We start from the raw sequence: 18,114 nt of genomic DNA on the forward strand, positions 1-18,114 counted from the left end.
GGACGGCATTTCAGTAGAATTTCCAGATCTATCAGGCGCGTATACCTGTAGTGACGATGACGCCGAAGCGCTACGCATGGCAAAAGATTGTCTTGCGCTAAATATAACCGGTATGAAAGAGGACGGAGATACTATTCCGCGCCCATCTGACGTTAAGAATGTTGTTGTCGGCGAAAATCAAAGCGTCGTTATGGTCGAATTGTGAGATTGCGCCGGATTGACGGAATAACTTCATGCGTGATCCAGCGCTTGAATGCGCGTGCCTCCGGTTTGCGGCTGCCGAGGATTAACGAGTATAGACCGGGTTCGTTTACCGCAACGTAATTTGGATTGCCACGATTTCCCTCATTTAAAATGATAGTATTCTTTTCATCCGCATCTAACCTTGATATTGATTGTGAAGCGTTAGTCATGCTTAAAGCTGCGCATACGTCCCTCGCAACAAACCATGGCTCCCCTGCGATTGTTACCGTTCTTACTTGCGCTGTTCCGTACGTAAACACAGCCGACTTCCTCCGCACGAAGGAACGCAACATGCGCGAAATCGTCGGCAAGGCATACACGGAGTTGGGACGCGAGTTAAAGGAGGCGCAGAAAGCGAAAGACGTGCTGATCAACGCATATTCCCGGTTTATCGGGCGCTGTCTAACATCACTACATAATTAAACCTATTAAGTGCCAAAACGTACATCAAACCGCCCACCACTCGCTTTCTGACGATCTAACTGACGTTCCGGCTGCGCTTCAACCTGCGCATATTCCGCTACATCCATCTCCGGCACTCTAAAAACGTAGGCGCTTCGCCTAAATCCGGCATATCCGCCAGTATCTCGTCAACTCGCGCCAGGTCATTGTAGACGGTGCGCAACGATACGCCTTCGATCTGCGCTGCCTGTTCGTGAGTCAATCCGGATTCCACATGCGCCCGGATACGGAGTGCGCGGTCGTCTAACGCGTGTTGCGGTGACTGTTCGGCTGGATACGTCTTGCCGTCCGCTGTGTCTGCGGTTACTGCAGGTGTCCCGTTTGGGACAGTTGCATTATGCTCCGCTACCCACCGCTCAACCGTCGTCTTACCCACGCCAATCATCTCGCCAATCTGCCGGTAACTCTTACCGCTATTACGTAGCCTGACCGCTGCTTCTTGCTTTTCCTTGCGGCTGATCTCGCGGTGGTGATTCAGCGTGTACTCGAATGAAACGAAACACAAACGCAGTGTCAACGAAAATAGCGATTATAACACATGGTATAAACGAGGTCAATAAAAAATATTTGAAATAATATAGACGTGTGCTAAAATTTAACGTGATCATATTGTAGGGGGAGTGATTAATTAGATGTCACGCACACATGTCGGATTAGGTATGAGACAAAGGGGTTTAAGAGAAATACTTCTAGAAAAATCTATAAGAGTAGGAGGTCCCATTCAATCAGGGATAACAAATGACGTATACACAGAGAGTAAAAAACTTGAGGATACGCATGCAAGAAAGACAATATGGTTTCATAAAGATGTATACAAAGAAATAGGAGAGTTAACGAAAGGTAAGCCAAGAGGCGATCAGTCCAAGTTAGTGAATGACATCGTGTCTGAACATTTCAATAAACGTCGAAAAATCCTGTCCGGGAGTCTGTAAAATAGATTGTGTAAACTCCCAAAACTATTAAAATGAAACATAGTAGAAAGGTTGGGAGAACACATGAGACTTTGGGATAAACAACAGCTGCGGGCCTTCATTAAGGAGAATAATCTGGTGACCGCGCAGGATGCACAAAACGCCTTGAAAGATCTGTTTGCAGAAACACTTCAGGAAATGCTGGAGGCCGAAATGGACCAGCATTTGGGTTACGAGAAGCATGTCGTGAAGAGCAAGCAGACAACAAACAGCCGAAACGGCAAGAGCAAAAAGAAGATCACCAGTGAATATGGTGAGCAGCAAATTTTGGTACCTCGAGACCGTGAAGGTGAGTTTGAGCCGTTAGTGGTCAAGAAACATCAGTCCAATGTGACAGGCATTGAGGACCAAATTATCGCCCTCTATGCTAAAGGCATCAGCACTCGTGAGATTCAGGACCATCTGCAGCAGCTGTACGGCCTCGATGTCTCTCCGACCTTCATCTCCAACGTGACCAATAAGATTATCCCTCTCGTGAAAGAGTGGCAGAATCGCCCCCTACAGAGCGTGTATGCTGTGGTGTTTCTGGACGCCATTCATTTCAAGGTGAAACAGGATGGGGCTATTGTCAACAAGGCTGCTTACATGGTCATTGGCATTGATTTGGATGGAAACAAAGACGTCCTGGGCATGTGGATTGGTGAGAATGAGTCTGCAAAGTTCTGGCTCAGTGTGCTCAATGAATTGAAAAATCGCGGTGTTCAGGACATTCTCATTACTTGTGTAGATAACCTTACGGGCTTCTCACAAGCGATTTCAGCATGCTATCCCAGCACGGAAATCCAAAAATGTATCATCCACCAGATCCGCAACTCCACCCGTTATGTATCCTACAAAGATCTCAAGAAGGTGACCTCGGATTTAAAGCCCATCTACAAGGCCACAACAGAGGAGATGGCTCTGCTGGAATTGGATCGGTTTGAGGAGATCTGGGGCGCCAAATATCCACTCATTGTCCGTTCCTGGCGCAACAACTGGGAAGAACTTGCCACGTTCTTTAAGTACCCGCCTGAGCTTCGCAAGCTTATTTATACGACCAATATGATTGAGAGCTACCACCGCCAACTCCGTAAAGTAACGAAAGGGAAAAGCATCTTTCCTACGGACGAATCGCTGCTCAAAATGCTCTATCTGGTGACGGTCGATGTCACCCGCAAGTGGACAGGCCGAGTCCAAAACTGGGGTCAGATCCTGCTTCAATTATCCGTCTTTTATCCTGAACGGATTGGCCAGCATCTGCCTTAAAGAGCATCTTCTTCTCTAAACAGGGGAACTCTTGATTTAGAGTTTACACAAACTTATTGACAGACCCCTGTCCGGTGAAATATAGTAAAAAACCGCTCTCCCATCATCCGGGTTAGCGGTTTTTGTTGCGGACAACTTCAACGCAATATGGTAAGATCTCGGTAACGAACGCGAGGTGAATCGAAATGGGTCGTTTTATGAAGCCGCTAACCTCCGATATCCATCTGTATACCGCGCAAATGGACCAGGCGCCAATCGTCGTTTTCATTGCGGACGAACTGATCGGTAGCGGGCGTATTGAGGATAAAACAGAGAATAGTGTAAGAGTCGGTGGCGAGCGATATTTTTGCGAAAGTTGTACGTTTTAATTACAAGAGATAATAGGAGTTGATTATGTGTTAGGGGACTTTTTTAGCAAAGTCAGTGGAACAGGTTTGATTAAAGAGATATACACCGACTTGGCCCAGCCTGGTGTTAAACAAGTGGGTTTGGCATTAGAAACCGTACTCGACTTGTGCAACACAATTCTCCTTCCGGCTAAGATACTTAATGAAAAATCTAAAATCGTTTTTACGAATAATTTAGAACGATACAAAGAGAAGGTAAAGAATATCGACAAAGAAAAAAATAGCCACTATACCTCCTGAAATTGGAATTCCAATTATGGATGCTCTCACTTATACATCAAATGAAACTATTTCTGAGTTATTTTTAAATCTCTTAGCTAGTGCATCTTCTACAGATACATGTAATTCTGCGCATCCAAGCTTCATTCATATAATAACTAGCTTGTCAGTGGACGAAGCAAAAATAGTTAACCTTTTGTTCCAGAAAAAGATGGTTGACTTTCCTTTCATTTACTTCAGGGCCTACCGTGACAATGATACACGGTATACTCAGTCAGAAAAACACTTAACTGCATTAGAATATAGAACTGATCTTCTGTACCCGGAAAAAATAGATTTGTATCTTGATAACCTTGTCACGTTAGGGTTATTTCGAATCCACCCCGATAAATATATTACGAGACATGAGAGTGTCATCGAAATACTCAAAGAATCTTATAAGGACGAGAAAGAAGAATTTCAAAAAATGGTAGACTCAATGCAAGGTGAATTTTCTGATATAAAAATACAGACGGGATACTATGAGTTGTCCACAACAGGTAAAGAATTTATGAGTGCTTGTGTTACACACGAGGATTAATCTGTTCTATACAATAAACTCCGTAAACACCGGACTCCGCAGCATCCCGGACCGCGTCCAATTACGTATCTTCACACGCACTCTTATACGCGGCACAACGTACACAAAATTGCGGTCTTCACCGGTTACTAACGGCTTCACAACGTTATAGAACGCCTTCTTATGCGTAGGATTCGTGCATAGTTCGATTATACCGGCTGGGCGCATTTTTGCGTTATCAAGCGCCGGCACAGCCGCCAACCATCCGAACTCCTCTTTGCGGTATCCCGTAATGAAGACGTCGGCATACGTCCAATTAATAACCTTGCGCCACTTGTCGGATCGGCGACCCGTTTCATATGCGCTGTCCTTCCGCTTACCGACGACGCCCTCCATTTTGCGCGCTTGAATCTGCGTAAATAGCGCTTCGCCGGCGCCTTCAACGTACGGAACAACGCCGAAATGGGCGGAATTCAATGGTATGCGTGATCGAACAAATACATTACGATAAAATGGAAAACAAATTATATCTGAACACTTTTTCAGCCCTAAAAGAAAATGGGTATATTGTGGCAGACTCTTTCAATGATCATATATGGATTATGCCGTGCAAGATAAAGGCAAATGATTTTCAACTTGTATTCGATCTCGACATATATCGTGACCTAAATGAAGCTGTCAAAGCCTTCATCACCTTACGGAGATCATCCGGGGTAAGCGCGCATAAGTGTTATGATGAAGTCCAGTTGCTTAAAAAAACCATAAGATTATCCAATGGTTTGAAACAAACGAATATGGTGAAAGACAAGTTTGTATCTTTGTCAGAACCACGCGCCTATTCCCTTTCGAATGTCTTGAAGAACTTCATCAGCTTTTTTCCCTGCGAACAAGGAGAGGAATTACAAAGGATCTGCGATACCGTTCCTTTCGCAACATATGGGAATAGGGATTTGCCGCACTTCCACGATGTACTGGTTTTCAATGATATTGTAAATGATTTTTTTCAGACCAAGCCAATAGAACAGACCCTAAAATTTATGCCCATTATGTTTTGGTGGCTTATCACGAATATCTTGCCTCAGAGACCAACAGAGCTACTGTTAATGAATATAGACTGCCTTGAACATACAACTGAAGGATCCATGTGGCTTAAAGTTCCCAGAATCAAAAATGAAAGTGATTCTCCGGATAGAGTTATTCAGTATGATTCAATCCAGATAGACACTAAAACCTACCAATTAATTTCTTTCTACAAAATGAAGCTAATCGAATTTGGTATTGAGGATGACTACCTTTTTCCCAGAGATTTTTATCAGCTGTTCCGGAAAAGACCAAAACGTCAAGCATTCAATCGAATGACACTATACAATTTTGGTGTGTTACTGCAGGAGTTTTATAACGAGGTCGTTGGGGGTATGTATTCAGAGACAAACCTTGAGAAAATTAAGCCTGGAGATACCAGACACTTCGCAATTATCAATATGTTTCTGCAAGGCTTTAACATGCTTTCCATCGCAAGAATGGCAGGACATGATGTTATTGCCACACAGGATAATTATTATCCACATGCCGAACATTTTTCTCAATCGTATGTCTATATATTGGCTCAAAAGATGCTGGAACGTAAGGTTTCAGACACTATGCCTGAAGGATTTATTGGATGGAAACGGGATGCATATGATAGAGGAAAAATTTACAATGACCAGGACACATTGAAAATGTTAAAAGTAGACTACGGTTATTGTAAGGAAAAGAAAGAAATATTCCCCTCCTCGTGTGTCGAAGACTGTAGGGTGTGCAGCAACTACGTTTTTAAACCGGATATTGATAACTACGAACACGGGATTGAATGGCTGCAGGACTATTCCGGTGTCCTTAATCAGCGAATGAATGAAGTACACTTAATATTGAAAGAACAGTGCAATTCGTCACTCCTATCGAACCATCCTGCTTCTGCCGAAATTTCAAAGACAAATTCAATGAAACTGGTAAAATACATGAATCAGAAAGCAATTATTGATTCGATCTTGATGGAGGAAGACAGGTATGACTAAAGAACAAGAAGGACAGGCTGGAAAAGGCAGACCTTCCAATTATACTGACGAACAACTCAAGGAAATGGCGTTGGACATTAAAAAGAAATATAAAGGACGAAAACTAACTTACCTTTTATTGGAGAAGGAAACCGGCATCGGAAGGAATACGTGGAGCAGACGTATTCCTGAAACGATAGAAGAATTAAATAATCCTGTTCCAAGGTCAATTGGAATATCCGAACGTGATGATGTTTACTTTCCGAATATTGAACAAATTTTTGACCTTTATAAAAATGATAAGAACAAAATAATCAGCGAGCTTTATTTCATCGAAACGGCATTCTACGAGCTTTATAATACGGTTAAGAATCTGAAAGAGGAACTGAATCGAAGAGTAGATCACAGTGCCGAGCTAAAAATGAAAAACGATGAAATACGGCTGTTGCAAGCACAGGTGAAACATTATGAACAATTATACAATCAGCAGATGGTTTCAAGTGCCTTTTCTCACCTGCAGTCACAAAACCAGGTAAAAGACAATCTACTACAGTTTGATAAAAACAACAGGAAACATGCGAGCTTGGAAAATTTAGAAACCCTTTTTGAAACGGAAGGATCTAATCCCTTCGAAAAAAATACAAGTCTATCTAAAATGGAAACCAGGTTCAGTAATATATTCAAAAAGGACCGTTAGATCCTCAGATAGTCGAGAAACCCAGCGTCTTGTGCCAAGACGTCTGGGTTTCTCTTTCTTGTGGACTTAGAAAAATTAGAGGTGAAAGAGATTACCTGCTTTGCCTTGCTTAGTATAGCTACCATCAGGATATACGGTAAACACGGATTCGTACGGGGCACAAATAGTGACAATAACATATTCCATGGGCACAAGATTTGAAGATAATCCCTAGATACATATCGCGTTCTACACCGGATCCCGGTGATAAGAGAACGACTGGCCATATCCCTCTCTTTGCATCTACCTACTAAAAGAGGCACGCCTATTATCGAGCTTCTGGAGCTTGTCGAGCCTGTTTCAATTTAGCTATCGCATCACTGACCATTTTGTATCCCTCTGAACTGGTGCTGGGAGCCTATTACTCTACATAATAACCGCTTCCATACCACTTAAAGTATCACTTACGTTCCGCATATATCATGAGAAGCTCCGAAGAGAATGGATCAGGCTTTGAAGTTAAAAATATTCTTTTAAAATATTTGGCTAGCTTTTTCAGTAATACACTGGCCGCAACTTCATCCTCATTCCAACCATAGCAATAAAACATGAAATAATCGGATAGGTTCAATTGTTGCTCAATATAATCAATGAACATTATTTCTTTCTGATTCAAAATAATCGATTCTATATCGTCGAGGAAAGGCTCATATTGAAAGACAGCACTCCCCATGATTTCCATTTCCCCTACTTTCATTTCGTTTGTAAATGCTACAATAAATGGATTCAACAGAGATTTCTCATATAATTTTTTATATAGATCATAGATTTTTATTTTTGTATCTATATCGGATAGCATCGCAGCAATAATCATCATATTTTTTTTGTAAACCACATTCAAGGAATCAAAGACAGTAAGCAAACTAGATAATAACTCATTACTTACCTTGCTTCCCTCATTAGGATAACGAAGCTCATAAACTAATTTCTCCTTTTTATGCGCTTCTTTATTCTTAACTCCACTGTAATAGACATAAAATTGATATAATGATAATTGAATGTTTATGTTTTCAACGATAACATCTGCTATTACCTTTGGGTCGAATACTGATTCCGTGAACTCTATATCACCATCAACAATTGTTCGGGTTACTATTTTATTGTCTCTGACAGAATGCACTTCCTGTTTAATCGTATCTTGATGCAAAGAAGCAACATCATATTGATCGTTAGATGCCTGCCTATCGATTTTAGAAAGAATCTTCATTTTAATAAAACTCCCTTAAATAGGATTTATCAAACCAGGTCAACGAATGGCCGAATAAAAATGGGCGTGCAGTCTTGTGCGCTGCACGCCAATAATACACTTTTGTTCACGCGTCATGATCTCATTACTTTAAGTAGTAACAAAATGGGTTATAAGTACCTTTCGTTATCGAAGAAAATATCTGCGTCAGACCATCCACCTAATAAAGAAACAGTCGCATAACCCTCCCACAATACCAGATCAGTATCAAAATCTATACGTATATCTGATTCTTCTGTAACATACACCACCTTATTTGGTGGGAAAGGAACGTAATTAATATCTTCTCGTACGCCTTCAACATTTGTCGCAAAAGCTGCATAGCCCCTGACCCTGTTGATTAAGGTAGCTATGTCACCACCTTCAACCCATACTTCTAAGTGTACGGAAACATGGCCGGTTGCACCATTAACTTTGTAAAACCCGTATGTTGACTTGCTCCAGGTGTCGTACTTGGTCTAGTAACCTCAACTTCGATTACCTCAGCAGTTTCATTGAGCTTCTCGATTACTCGATTGGCTTCTTCTTCACTTAGCTCTGAAATTGGGGTGGTAGATCGCCCTTCTGTGATTGCTGTCTGTAAGTGTTTTTCCTCAGGTGAAACATCGGCTGAAACGACTCCCATAGCCGAAAAAACTAGAGCAAATGCCAACAAGAACGAAAGTAATCTTTTCGCATTAAACATCAAGATACATCCTCTCATTTCATAATTTTTCGTGAAAATTTGGTCTGCGAAAGTCTCACCTTCCCTAGTTAATTGTGTTCTCCTTCTTTAAGGATGGATATTCATATTAATAAACAATTCCAAACACAAAAGGTTACGTTTTTTTAAAAAACTATTTTTTAATAAACTAGGCAGCCCATCTGCAGACCCAAGCCAGACTAGTCGCCCTGCCTGTCCTACTTGGAGCCGTTGCTACTACCGTTCGTTCGCTGCAATAGAGCTCCTTATCGGTTTTTTAAAACCACTTGGAATTTATTTAATTGAGCATTTTGCATTAATCTGAGCCCTTGATAAACAAGGAGTTTCAAACATAAAAAAAGGACTTCACCCCAACTTGGAGAAGTTTTCAAGTGACCAAACCAGAAAACGAGCCAAGGAAGTGAAGTCACTTGTAATTGTATATTCTCCAAGAAAGTCTATTTTCCTTTGAAGATCTGTTAAAAATGCATTCAAAAGATCGATTGCCTATATTTTTTAGAACTTTGGATCTTCGTCCGTACGCTAAAGAGCTGATAAGTCGTTCACCCCGAGGGGCTAATGGGCATTGTAGAGAAGGCATTTTGCGTGCACTTCTCGCTGCTCCTCTCGAGCACATTCAGACATTTACCGATTTGCATCATCGATTGGATACCGATCTTCGATTTCGTTGTCGATGTGGACTTCCGCTTGATCGCGAAGCTCAGTCTATCGCTACATTAAGCCGAGTTTTTGCCGAACTGACGAAGAAGATCTGGCTAAGCAGCTGTCTGAAGACTTGGTCAAACGTTGTAGGCAAGACGGCATCATCGACGGAAGTCACGTTGCGATCGATAGCGCCGCTATCCATGCTTACGAAAAAAACAGCCTAAGAAGAAAAGCGAGCTTCCATTAGCTCTCGAAGTCACGCCCGCACATGTGAACGACGGGGAAATGGCTCCCGGTCTGATCGAGAAATTCGCTGTCGATAAACGCACGAAATTCTTCATCCTTGATGCGTGGTACGACCAAATGAAGGTCTATGAAGCCGCCCGAAACGTGATGGCGCAAGCCATTATTCCTCTCAATCCCCGAGGCGAGAAAGAGCCTCCTGTCGGGATGACAACCAACGGAACACCTCGGTGTTCGATGGGATTTGCGATGACGTATTGGGGCGCCGATGGCGATTATTTGAAGTTCCGATGCCCTCACGCCACCGGCAAGGTGGATTGTCCCCTGGGTATGACCGCCTGCTCATCTTCTAACTACGGCATGGTAGTTAAAGTAGATGCAAAGGATGACCTCCGGTGATATTGCAGCCCGCATCGGGATACAAAGCGCTGGAAGGAACGAACGCACCAGCGTAGAGCGATGTAACTCCAGAATGAAAACCTATCTTACGTACGGCAGACGAGATGCATGTCTGGAGGATTCAGAAAGTGACGACTCACCAGTATCTAAACGCGATTGTACTGCTTGTCTCTGCACTTTCTGCAGCTTGTAAAAAGAACCAAACAGCAGCTTAAAAATGAGCAAAGTCAAAAATTCTGCAGGTCTGCCCTTTTTTAGAATCGGAGTGCTCTAACAAAGTTGAGCGCTATTAGATCATACTGTCTTGAGGTCAAAAAAGGAATTATGCAAAATGCTCAATTAAAATAAGCGCTTCATATCGATTCACTAGACTTATTTCACTATTGCTCCATGAGCAAGTGCCTTTTTGCCGTACAAGGCCTTCACTATTGTCTCTATCTTAGTTCTGCTATCATAATAGTCACCATTTATGAAACCTGAAGCTTCAGAAATTTGATTGGAGATTGATTGGGTTATAAAAGCATTTTTCTGTTGTAGAAGTAAGGATTCAAGGCTACTCAATTCGGATATTTTGTACAGTATGATATTTATGTGCAAATTTAAGTTTAGCTAATTATACATGGTACAAAAGGATTGGGATTGTTTTTTTAATAATGTACACGTTGATTTATAGAGATACTTTAAGTTCGAATATATAGCGCGAGTCCGAGAACGGTGATTGCGCGGTTGCGAGTAACATCGGATCAATAAACATATAAAAACCTCTATGTAATTATAATGTACAAGGTTATACTGATCAGGTGGTAAGTTATGACATCTCATTCGGATTGTAGAATACGTTCCTTGTAGAGGAAAAAACATAGTTACTCAGTTTATTATCTGGTATATTATAGGTAATTGGATGCACAGATTACATATACTGTTAATGTCAGGAGTATCAAAATGCCTATTTTTTTATGTAAAGACAGCATAAGATTACTAGAAGCTAGTGTAAGTAGCCTAAATCTAGCCTTAATTGGCTTGTCCTTACCGTTGAGAAGCGGCATTAGAGAAACAAATGCATTGTATGCGTCTGAAGTAGGATTAATAGGCGCAGCTGCTGAGCAGGCAATAAATGCCTGTATGACGCAGAATTACGGTTTTAAAGGACTGTTAACTAGTGATGGTAAATTTAAGTCAGCCTCTCAGATATTCGATGAGTTTATCACGTTGCTAAAAAAAGAAAATGCGAAAAATAGTTTTTTAGTCAAGGGTGTCCTTGATCCAGAAAAGCATTTGAAGGAGTTAATAGATAAGACCTCAAAATTTCGAATTCTTGCGAAATCCCGAGCAGGAGGATTTCATGCAGGATTTGGCCCTTCAAGGGAAGTTGTAGTAATACTTGCTAATGATGTTTCAGAATTTTTATTCCTTTTATCAAAGTCTTCTAGAATCAAACCTTACCTGAGTTTTATTCCGAAACCACACGATATTACCAAAGATAGAGCTACGTTAATTGAGGAGTTGGCTAATCAAGTAAATGCTTCGAATGTACCCCAAGAAAAGAGCGTCCTTATCAGCTCAGCGTTCCTTATTCTACCGGAATTAAATGATGTAAAACCAGAGTGGATTGATGCATTTGAAAGAGTAAGCGTAACGCCCACAGCAAGTGATATAGTGCTTCTTTTGGATGCGCTAAACAGAGCAGTTCCAACAACATTACTTCGAGCTGCAGGCAGTGGTGAAGCATTTCCAGTTAGGATAGATCAGCAAAATCCCGCCGCATTGTCGGTATCCCCACAGTTTTTGCGAAGAGAATTCAACCAAATTAATGACCAATGGTTTGCAGATGTGGGAATTGCTAATGGTAGGTTAAAGAATAAGGTAGTTGATCTTCCACATCCAGACTTTATTTTAGACATCTTTGGGGTGGGTCTGGATAAATTAAATATTGGAGAAAATAAGTTAGGGATACCTGCCCAACAGACTTGGCCGTTTATTTCTGCAAGTCTTGGTGTTCAAGGGACGTCATTGCCTTATTGGTTTTTGGTAAAGAAAACAGAGGACTTAAAAGAGCTAATAGCTTATCTGAAAAGAGTTGAGAAGTTTAGCAATGGTTACTTCAGGAAAAAGATTGTTGAACTTTATGAGGGAGTAGTATCAATTAACAATAATGAACCACTCATGGAGGGATCAGTGTTATTAGATGATATGTTAGCACTAGCGGAGAAGATTGACGATAGACAATCGAGATTACACGAATTCTTTGAACAAAACAAAGGAAGAGATAGCGCAGAAACTAATACTATTATTGAACAGACTGTCAATGAGGAGATCGATATCAGTACCGCAATTACAGCTATAATGAACGTGGGAGAAATAGAACCTTCTAGGAGAATATATTGGATTCGGACACTTGCGGAGTGTTGTCGTGAAATAGGTGACATTCCTGGGTTACTATATGCTTTGAAAAATGAGCAAAACTCATCAATTAAGACCGCTGTTAGAAAAGGTCTCAGATTAATTGATTTCATTTACCATGGTCCTGATTTCATTTAAAATCTGTAAATTAAAATGGGTTCAAAACCGAAATCAGTGCTTGACGAGATAAACTACATATAAAAGCTTTACTACTGAGCGACAGTCAATGCTGTCCATGCTGTGGATTCGATCAAGAGGTCATCCGAAAGGGATGTATTGCACACGTTGCGAAGCTTAGTTTGTTTGGACGGAGTCTGTAAAATAGATTATGTAATCTCCCAAAACTATCACTATGAAACATAGTAGAAAGATTAGGAGAACACATGCTTGAGAACTATCAACAAGCGTATGAAATCGTTCTGATTGAAACCGAATTACAGCTAATCAACTGCATTAATTCAGGATTGGTTTTTCATCAGCCTTTTTGCCGTTGGGAACGGATTTTTGCGATAGTAGTGTTTGCCCGATCCGGAATGAAAGATATCTCTGAGATAAAAAACCCGCCATTGAGGCGGGTTATTTCCGGTTATAAACGGCAGCTTCTTCTTTGCGAGCGAGGACGTCAGATCGCCAGAATAATCGTTCACGGTTGGTTTCTTTAACTGGCGTAAGCTTTCCGCGTTTTACAAACGAGTGAAGGTTCTGGCGTGTGCTCTCAAGGATCTCGATGGCTTCGGCAGTGCTGACAAGTTCATTAGAGATCCAGTCAGCCAATTCTTCTTTGGATGCGAAATTGTAAGTCATTTTGATATCACCATTTTACAATGAGTATGGCTATTGTTGTAAGGCTGATGATCATAGAAGCAACGATGAGAATCATCGTTGCTTTATTCATCTTGTGGACGTTCATTTGATCAGCTCCCTGAGATATGGTCGAGTAAAGAAGAATGACACCTTATATGCACGAGCCCTTCTGGAAGCCCGTTGCAGGCTCCTGACCGGTTCATCCATCTCGTCTTTCTTCTTTTCTCGTTCATTGCATCTTGTTCACCTCCCACTATAAATTTATTATATCAAATCAGGCCTGTCGATTAACCAATATTTGTAATTAACTCGGACTACGATTTGTCCGCAGAGTGACGTATCTGAACACTTCGGTTAATGTTGTGTTTTTGCCAAATCGTGTGGGAATGTTAAGGTGCTGCTTGATCCAGCTAGACATTACCTCAGTCTGCCAGCGGGCTCAAATCAAAGCAATCTTTTCGAGTCTGCTTGGATCAATTTGTACAATCAAGAAGAATGGAAGTGCTTATGTGGCACAAAAGTTGTACGCTTACAGTTTATTGCAGAGGGCTGCTTTAATGCAATCTTCTTGGACGGTTCTGGTTCTGAACAAATTCGCTGCAAGAAGGAAGACAGGACTCAAGTCATGGAGCGAGATACTAATACTGGTTGGTTTGATAGTACAGGTCGGTATATCTGGAATATGGTCAAACGGGTCATATGCATCAGATAATAAACAAAAAAGCGATAAGGCTGATCGGATATAGTGCTGCAAAGACGGACATAGCATTTTTAGAAGGATTGAGCTTCTTATAAATCATCATCCCCGTTATAAACAATCCATACGATAAATATGCAGAAGAGATACGGTACGACCCGACTGAATGGATATCTAGACTTACCATGATCTGTTCGATAACTGCGAGCACAATTAATACTGCAGCAGCGATGATGATTAGATTTATTACTCTGGCATCCCTATACAAATAAAAGAATAGGGGCACTAAGATGTAGATAAGCGAAGTGTAGCCGATCGTCGTGAATTGGATTACATCACTGAAGTATTCAGTCGACAGTTCAAAATCGCTTTGGAAAATCATAAAGAAAATGGTCGAAAGCAAACTGATTATACTTGCAAGTCCAAGTAGGTATAATAATTTGCTTCCCGCAATGTTCAAAATTTCACAACCTTTCCGTAAAATTCAATGCTACTCACCTTTTGACTTTCATTACTATAAGACTCATTTGAAATAGATTAAGTTATAGGAACGAATAAAAAAAGGTCAGAAGAGAAATCGTGTCCCTGCGGGAAAAACTCACGGAGGAGGCCGGTGGCATTCTCGTTAGCGCCTAGCTGCCATGAACAGCTTTCTAGTTTGCGTGGCAAGCAAATTACTTCCCTCTCCATCCGTTGGAGATCTTCTGAAAGGCGGACGCGTCGCCCTGACGCAGAAGTAATGCCATGGCTGCTCAGAGGATTTGGCATGCCGCAGCGGCTGCTTGAGCACCTTGATGGGATTGTTATGCAGCGCAACTATTTTGGTTTCATTGCGTTTATAAAAGACGCAATATTAGGAAGAAAGCTACAAAAAGTGCCGTTGATGGGACCATTGCCGAATAGGATTAATGAGAACTCCCTTCGCATGATAACAAATGATAATAAGATTGGAAACTCACCCGTGCGCTCGATGCTTATCCGGAGTGAGTGAAAGCGCAAATCTTCTTAATAACATAAGGAGTTGATGAGATTGTACTCAACCCCATGTGAAACGGTTTTGTGCCAGCATTATTGTAGTTGGAATGATACTAATAATCAGCGGCTTACTGCTCTTTATTCCTCAAACAACGAGATCGGACACCCCCGAAATGTATTATTACAACATAGCCATTTTGCGTCTTCTTCTCCCGATTGCTGGCATTATTATGATCTTGATCGGTACATCCGTATATTCTGTCTATAAAGCGCTTCAGAAAGAAGTTGTTATACTTCAAGAAAACGACAGCAAGCTGGAAGAAATACAAAACAATGTTATGACTAGGCTTTCAACCAGCCTCATGGTGCTGGCGGTCGCTATGATGCTCGCAGGGTGTGCGAAAGGGGACAGTCACTTTATCGTACAAGGAAAGATTGAAGACATTTCTTCTGAGACCGGGCAGATCCTTGTAGACGGCTTCTGGCTGCCAGTCCGGGAGCATGAGCGCTTTATGGTAGGAGAGTATGTTATAGCTGAGATCGAAAGCCGGGCGCCTGGCGACTCTTATGATCCGGATTTGACCACAGTTCGCCGTATAGAGCGTGGAAGCGAAGCATCGAAATAACCGGTTTTCCCTGAAATTAGGAAAAAAGCCGGTTTATTTTTATGCCAAAACGTTGTAGTATCGGTATACAAACCTTTGACAGCAGCAAATGACGGGGAGGACGCTGGACTTTGTTTAACAACGACTGGGACGAGCAGCTAAAGGACGAGATCAGCAAGCCATATTTTCAAGAGCTGCGTATGAAGCTGGCTGTAGAATACAAGGAACACACAGTGTATCCGCCGAAAGAAGATATTTTTCGAGCTCTGAAAGAGACGGCCTGCCGGGATGCCCGGGTAGTCATTCTGGGTCAGGATCCGTATCACGGAGCAGGGCAGGCTGAAGGCTTAAGCTTCTCGGTTCGTGCGGGCATCCGGATTCCGCCATCATTACATAATATTTATAAAGAGCTGAATCAGGATCTGGGGGTGCCTGCTCCTCATCATGGGTCGCTGATGCACTGGGCGAAGCAAGGTGTGGTGCTGCTGAATGCGGTATTGACGGTTAGGGAAGGACAGCCGAATTCCCATAAAGGGTTAGGATGGGAGAGCTTTACGGATGCCGTGTTTCACAAGCTGAATGAGCGGCAGGAGCCGCTGGTATTTATGCTATGGGGCAGCTACGCACAGAAAAAAGGCTCCTTCATCGACCGGACGCGCCATTTGGTGCTGGAATCGACGCATCCAAGCCCCTTGGCAGCGCATAGAGGGTTCTTGGGCAGCCGGCCGTTCTCGAAAGCCAATGCTTTCTTGAAGGAGCACGACATGGAGATTATCGACTGGAAGCTGCCGGAGCTTCCGGACGAAACACATCATCGGGGGTGATTGTCTTTGAAGCATTGGGTGGGCCGACGCATTGCAGTACAGCAGCGGGATAAGGATAAGACCTTGACTGAAGGCGTGCTGAAATCCTGGGATACCGTCCAGGAGCGGATGATTCTTTCTCCCGGGGAAGTCAGCATTCCCTTTCATTTAGTAGCCAAGGTAGAGCCAAGCGATCATGCTCCTGCCTTGAACGGAATCGGATATATCATCCAGCATTCCATCCAGTTTGATAATGCCGTATATTTCCGCTCCAGTGTTATGGTGTGGAAGGGAGATACGTTAACAGCCTACCAGGAGACGCTGACTGCCCACGACCGGGATACGGTCACGTTATCGAATGGGCTTCGCCTTCGTAAGGACGAACACTGCTTCGTTGTGCGGTCTCTTCGTGGCAAGGCTTAATCTTTGCGTAAGCCACTGAAAATGAAACACCCTGATTCTCAGGCCAAGAGCGCTGCCGCTGCTTGGCGTTGAGATCAGGGTGTTTTTTGGGATAGGTCAGGCGTTTTCGACTTTCTCGGCAAGGAATAGCTCGTAAATACGCACAATTAGAATCTTGATCACCATATAAGCAGGAATAGCCAGCAGTACGCCGAGCATACCGTAGAAGTTTCCTCCCACCAGAATGAGCACGACGGTTGTCAAGGGATGGATATCCAGCTGCTTGCCATAAATGACTGGCGTCAGGATGTTATCCTGGATTTGCTGGGCGGCAATAATGACAACCACAGACCAGATCGCCGTGCCGGGGGATTCAATGAAGCCGACGATCACGACGGGGATCGTTGCCAGGATCGCTCCCACATAAGGTATGAAGTTCAGCACGAAGGAGATCAGTGTCAGCAGCAAAGAGTACGGCAGGCCGATGATCAGAAAGCCGATATAAATTAGAACACTGAGCACCAGGTTCAGGATAACCTTGCCGATAATAAAGCTGCTGAGGGCGTTATCCATTTCGCCGAGCACCTCATGGCCCTCACGCCGGTAGCGGCGGGGCAGCATGCCAAGGATTTTCGGAGGCAGCTTGCCGCTTTCCTTCAGCATATAGTAGAGAATGATCGGCACGGTCGCAACGATAATGAAGAAATTCGACACGGCGGAGATGACATTGCTCATGGAGTTGGTAACCCAGTCCACAGCCTGATTGGCATACTCAGACACTCGATTGTACAGCTCCGACTCGGAAGGAATGTACTGGCCGATGATGGAGTTCTTCTTCAGCTCATCCATTTGCTTCTGGACATCCTGTACGAGATTTGGTGCATTGGAGATGAAATTCTCAATCTGCTCGCGCAGCGTCGGCCAAACGGTGACAATAAAGAGGGCGAACAGGGCTGCGAAGACGAAATAGATCATCAGTACGGCAAGTGCCCGCTTGATCTTCCGCTTCTCTAAATAGTCGACGACCGGCCGCAGTAAATAATAGAAGAAGCCGGCCAGTGCAATAGGTACAAGCAGAAGATTGAAGATATCGACAAAGGGCCGAAACAGGAAGCTGATCTTCGTAAGCAGATATACAATAAGTAAAAAGGCGATAATGCCAAGACAGGTGCGGAAATACTTGTTCTGAAGCATTGCGAAAATCCCTCCCGGGTATGTAATCTGGAGCCGCCGCATCAAGCGGCTCGTCTCACTTGACAGTTCTCATTAACCATATTGCCAGACCTGGACAACATCTGTCCCGGGTCCATTCTTTGC

General features: G+C 42.9%; 18 protein-coding genes and 1 pseudogene. 12 read left to right on the forward strand and 7 right to left on the reverse strand.

Annotated features, from left to right (window positions below):
• Positions 1 to 7: 7 nt before the first annotated feature.
• The gene (locus E6C60_RS07745; RefSeq protein ID WP_233281224.1) at positions 8 to 205 is read left to right on the forward strand and encodes a type II toxin-antitoxin system HicB family antitoxin; all 198 of its coding nucleotides are present in this window, start codon (positions 8 to 10) and stop codon (positions 203 to 205) included.
• Here E6C60_RS07745 and E6C60_RS21600 read toward each other — a convergent pair.
• Together E6C60_RS21600 and E6C60_RS07755 are read right to left on the reverse strand one after the other, a co-directional pair.
• Complete coding sequence (locus E6C60_RS21600; RefSeq protein WP_407669138.1) at positions 189 to 521, reverse strand: BRO-N domain-containing protein; 333 nt, start codon at positions 519 to 521, stop codon at positions 189 to 191. The two genes, E6C60_RS07745 and E6C60_RS21600, sit on opposite strands and share 17 nt — an antisense overlap.
• Positions 522 to 763: 242 nt before the next feature.
• A complete protein-coding gene (locus tag E6C60_RS07755) occupies positions 764 to 1,222 on the reverse strand; it encodes a helix-turn-helix domain-containing protein (RefSeq protein ID WP_138225335.1) in 459 nt (152 codons plus the stop codon).
• Between the two features lie 478 nt (positions 1,223 to 1,700).
• Between E6C60_RS07755 and E6C60_RS07760 the strand changes: the two genes are divergently transcribed.
• The 3 genes from E6C60_RS07760 to E6C60_RS07775 all read left to right on the forward strand — a co-directional run bounded on the left by E6C60_RS07760 (position 1,701) and on the right by E6C60_RS07775 (position 4,127).
• Positions 1,701 to 2,921, forward strand: coding sequence for an IS256 family transposase (locus tag E6C60_RS07760; protein WP_138224659.1), 1,221 nt, complete (start codon positions 1,701 to 1,703; stop codon positions 2,919 to 2,921).
• Positions 2,922 to 3,316: 395 nt separating this feature from the next.
• Positions 3,317 to 3,568, forward strand: coding sequence for a hypothetical protein (locus tag E6C60_RS07770; protein WP_138225337.1), 252 nt, complete (start codon positions 3,317 to 3,319; stop codon positions 3,566 to 3,568).
• A gap of 16 nt (positions 3,569 to 3,584) precedes the next feature.
• On the forward strand, positions 3,585 to 4,127 hold the full coding sequence (locus E6C60_RS07775; RefSeq protein ID WP_138225338.1) for a DUF4393 domain-containing protein: 543 nt from the start codon (positions 3,585 to 3,587) through the stop codon (positions 4,125 to 4,127).
• 6 nt (positions 4,128 to 4,133) lie between these two features.
• Here E6C60_RS07775 and E6C60_RS07780 read toward each other — a convergent pair whose 3' ends face one another.
• Positions 4,134 to 4,583, reverse strand: a complete 450-nt coding sequence (locus E6C60_RS07780; RefSeq protein WP_325053194.1) for a hypothetical protein — start codon at positions 4,581 to 4,583, stop codon at positions 4,134 to 4,136.
• 35 nt (positions 4,584 to 4,618) lie between these two features.
• Here E6C60_RS07780 and E6C60_RS07785 point away from each other — a divergent pair, with 35 nt between their 5' ends.
• Both E6C60_RS07785 and E6C60_RS07790 read left to right on the forward strand, forming a co-directional pair.
• The gene (locus tag E6C60_RS07785; RefSeq protein ID WP_217496394.1) at positions 4,619 to 6,160 is read left to right on the forward strand and encodes a site-specific integrase; all 1,542 of its coding nucleotides are present in this window, start codon (positions 4,619 to 4,621) and stop codon (positions 6,158 to 6,160) included.
• A complete protein-coding gene (locus E6C60_RS07790) occupies positions 6,153 to 6,836 on the forward strand; it encodes a hypothetical protein (RefSeq protein WP_138225340.1) in 684 nt (227 codons plus the stop codon). The genes E6C60_RS07785 and E6C60_RS07790 overlap by 8 nt, the downstream gene beginning before the upstream one ends.
• A gap of 439 nt (positions 6,837 to 7,275) precedes the next feature.
• Here E6C60_RS07790 and E6C60_RS07795 read toward each other — a convergent pair whose 3' ends face one another.
• Positions 7,276 to 8,082 carry a hypothetical protein gene (locus E6C60_RS07795; RefSeq protein ID WP_138225341.1) on the reverse strand — a complete coding sequence of 269 codons (807 nt, stop codon included), beginning with the start codon at positions 8,080 to 8,082 and terminating at the stop codon, positions 7,276 to 7,278.
• Between the two features lie 415 nt (positions 8,083 to 8,497).
• Positions 8,498 to 8,806, reverse strand: a complete 309-nt coding sequence (locus E6C60_RS07800) for a hypothetical protein (RefSeq protein WP_138225342.1) — start codon at positions 8,804 to 8,806, stop codon at positions 8,498 to 8,500.
• 434 nt (positions 8,807 to 9,240) lie between these two features.
• Between E6C60_RS07800 and E6C60_RS07805 the strand changes: the two are divergent.
• A pseudogene (locus E6C60_RS07805) lies at positions 9,241 to 10,326 on the forward strand (transposase).
• Between the two features lie 727 nt (positions 10,327 to 11,053).
• Complete coding sequence (locus E6C60_RS07810; RefSeq protein WP_138225343.1) at positions 11,054 to 12,649, forward strand: hypothetical protein; 1,596 nt, start codon at positions 11,054 to 11,056, stop codon at positions 12,647 to 12,649.
• A gap of 438 nt (positions 12,650 to 13,087) precedes the next feature.
• On the opposite strand, the gene E6C60_RS07815 is transcribed toward E6C60_RS07810, so the two are convergent.
• Positions 13,088 to 13,315: a DNA-binding protein gene (locus E6C60_RS07815; protein ID WP_138225344.1), complete on the reverse strand. Its 228-nt coding sequence runs from the start codon at positions 13,313 to 13,315 to the stop codon at positions 13,088 to 13,090.
• A 1,310-nt stretch (positions 13,316 to 14,625) separates the two neighbouring features.
• Here E6C60_RS07815 and E6C60_RS07825 point away from each other — a divergent pair.
• The 4 genes from E6C60_RS07825 (at position 14,626) to E6C60_RS07840 (ending at position 16,818) form a co-directional block, all read left to right on the forward strand.
• The gene (locus E6C60_RS07825; RefSeq protein WP_138225346.1) at positions 14,626 to 15,003 is read left to right on the forward strand and encodes a hypothetical protein; all 378 of its coding nucleotides are present in this window, start codon (positions 14,626 to 14,628) and stop codon (positions 15,001 to 15,003) included.
• A gap of 91 nt (positions 15,004 to 15,094) precedes the next feature.
• On the forward strand, positions 15,095 to 15,613 hold the full coding sequence (locus tag E6C60_RS07830; protein ID WP_217496395.1) for a hypothetical protein: 519 nt from the start codon (positions 15,095 to 15,097) through the stop codon (positions 15,611 to 15,613).
• Positions 15,614 to 15,723: 110 nt separating this feature from the next.
• On the forward strand, positions 15,724 to 16,416 hold the full coding sequence (ung, locus tag E6C60_RS07835; RefSeq protein WP_138225348.1) for a uracil-DNA glycosylase: 693 nt from the start codon (positions 15,724 to 15,726) through the stop codon (positions 16,414 to 16,416).
• Between the two features lie 6 nt (positions 16,417 to 16,422).
• Positions 16,423 to 16,818 (forward strand): hypothetical protein, encoded by a 396-nt coding sequence (locus tag E6C60_RS07840; RefSeq protein ID WP_138225349.1) that lies wholly within the window; start codon positions 16,423 to 16,425, stop codon positions 16,816 to 16,818.
• 96 nt (positions 16,819 to 16,914) lie between these two features.
• Here E6C60_RS07840 and E6C60_RS07845 read toward each other — a convergent pair whose 3' ends face one another.
• Entirely contained in the window at positions 16,915 to 17,991 is a 1,077-nt protein-coding gene (locus E6C60_RS07845; RefSeq protein WP_138225350.1) for an AI-2E family transporter, read from the reverse strand.
• Between the last annotated feature and the right edge of the window lie 123 nt (positions 17,992 to 18,114).

It is taken from the genome of Paenibacillus algicola, from assembly GCF_005577435.1.
In the GTDB taxonomy this organism is placed as follows: Bacteria; Bacillota; Bacilli; order Paenibacillales; family Paenibacillaceae; genus Paenibacillus_AQ; species Paenibacillus_AQ algicola.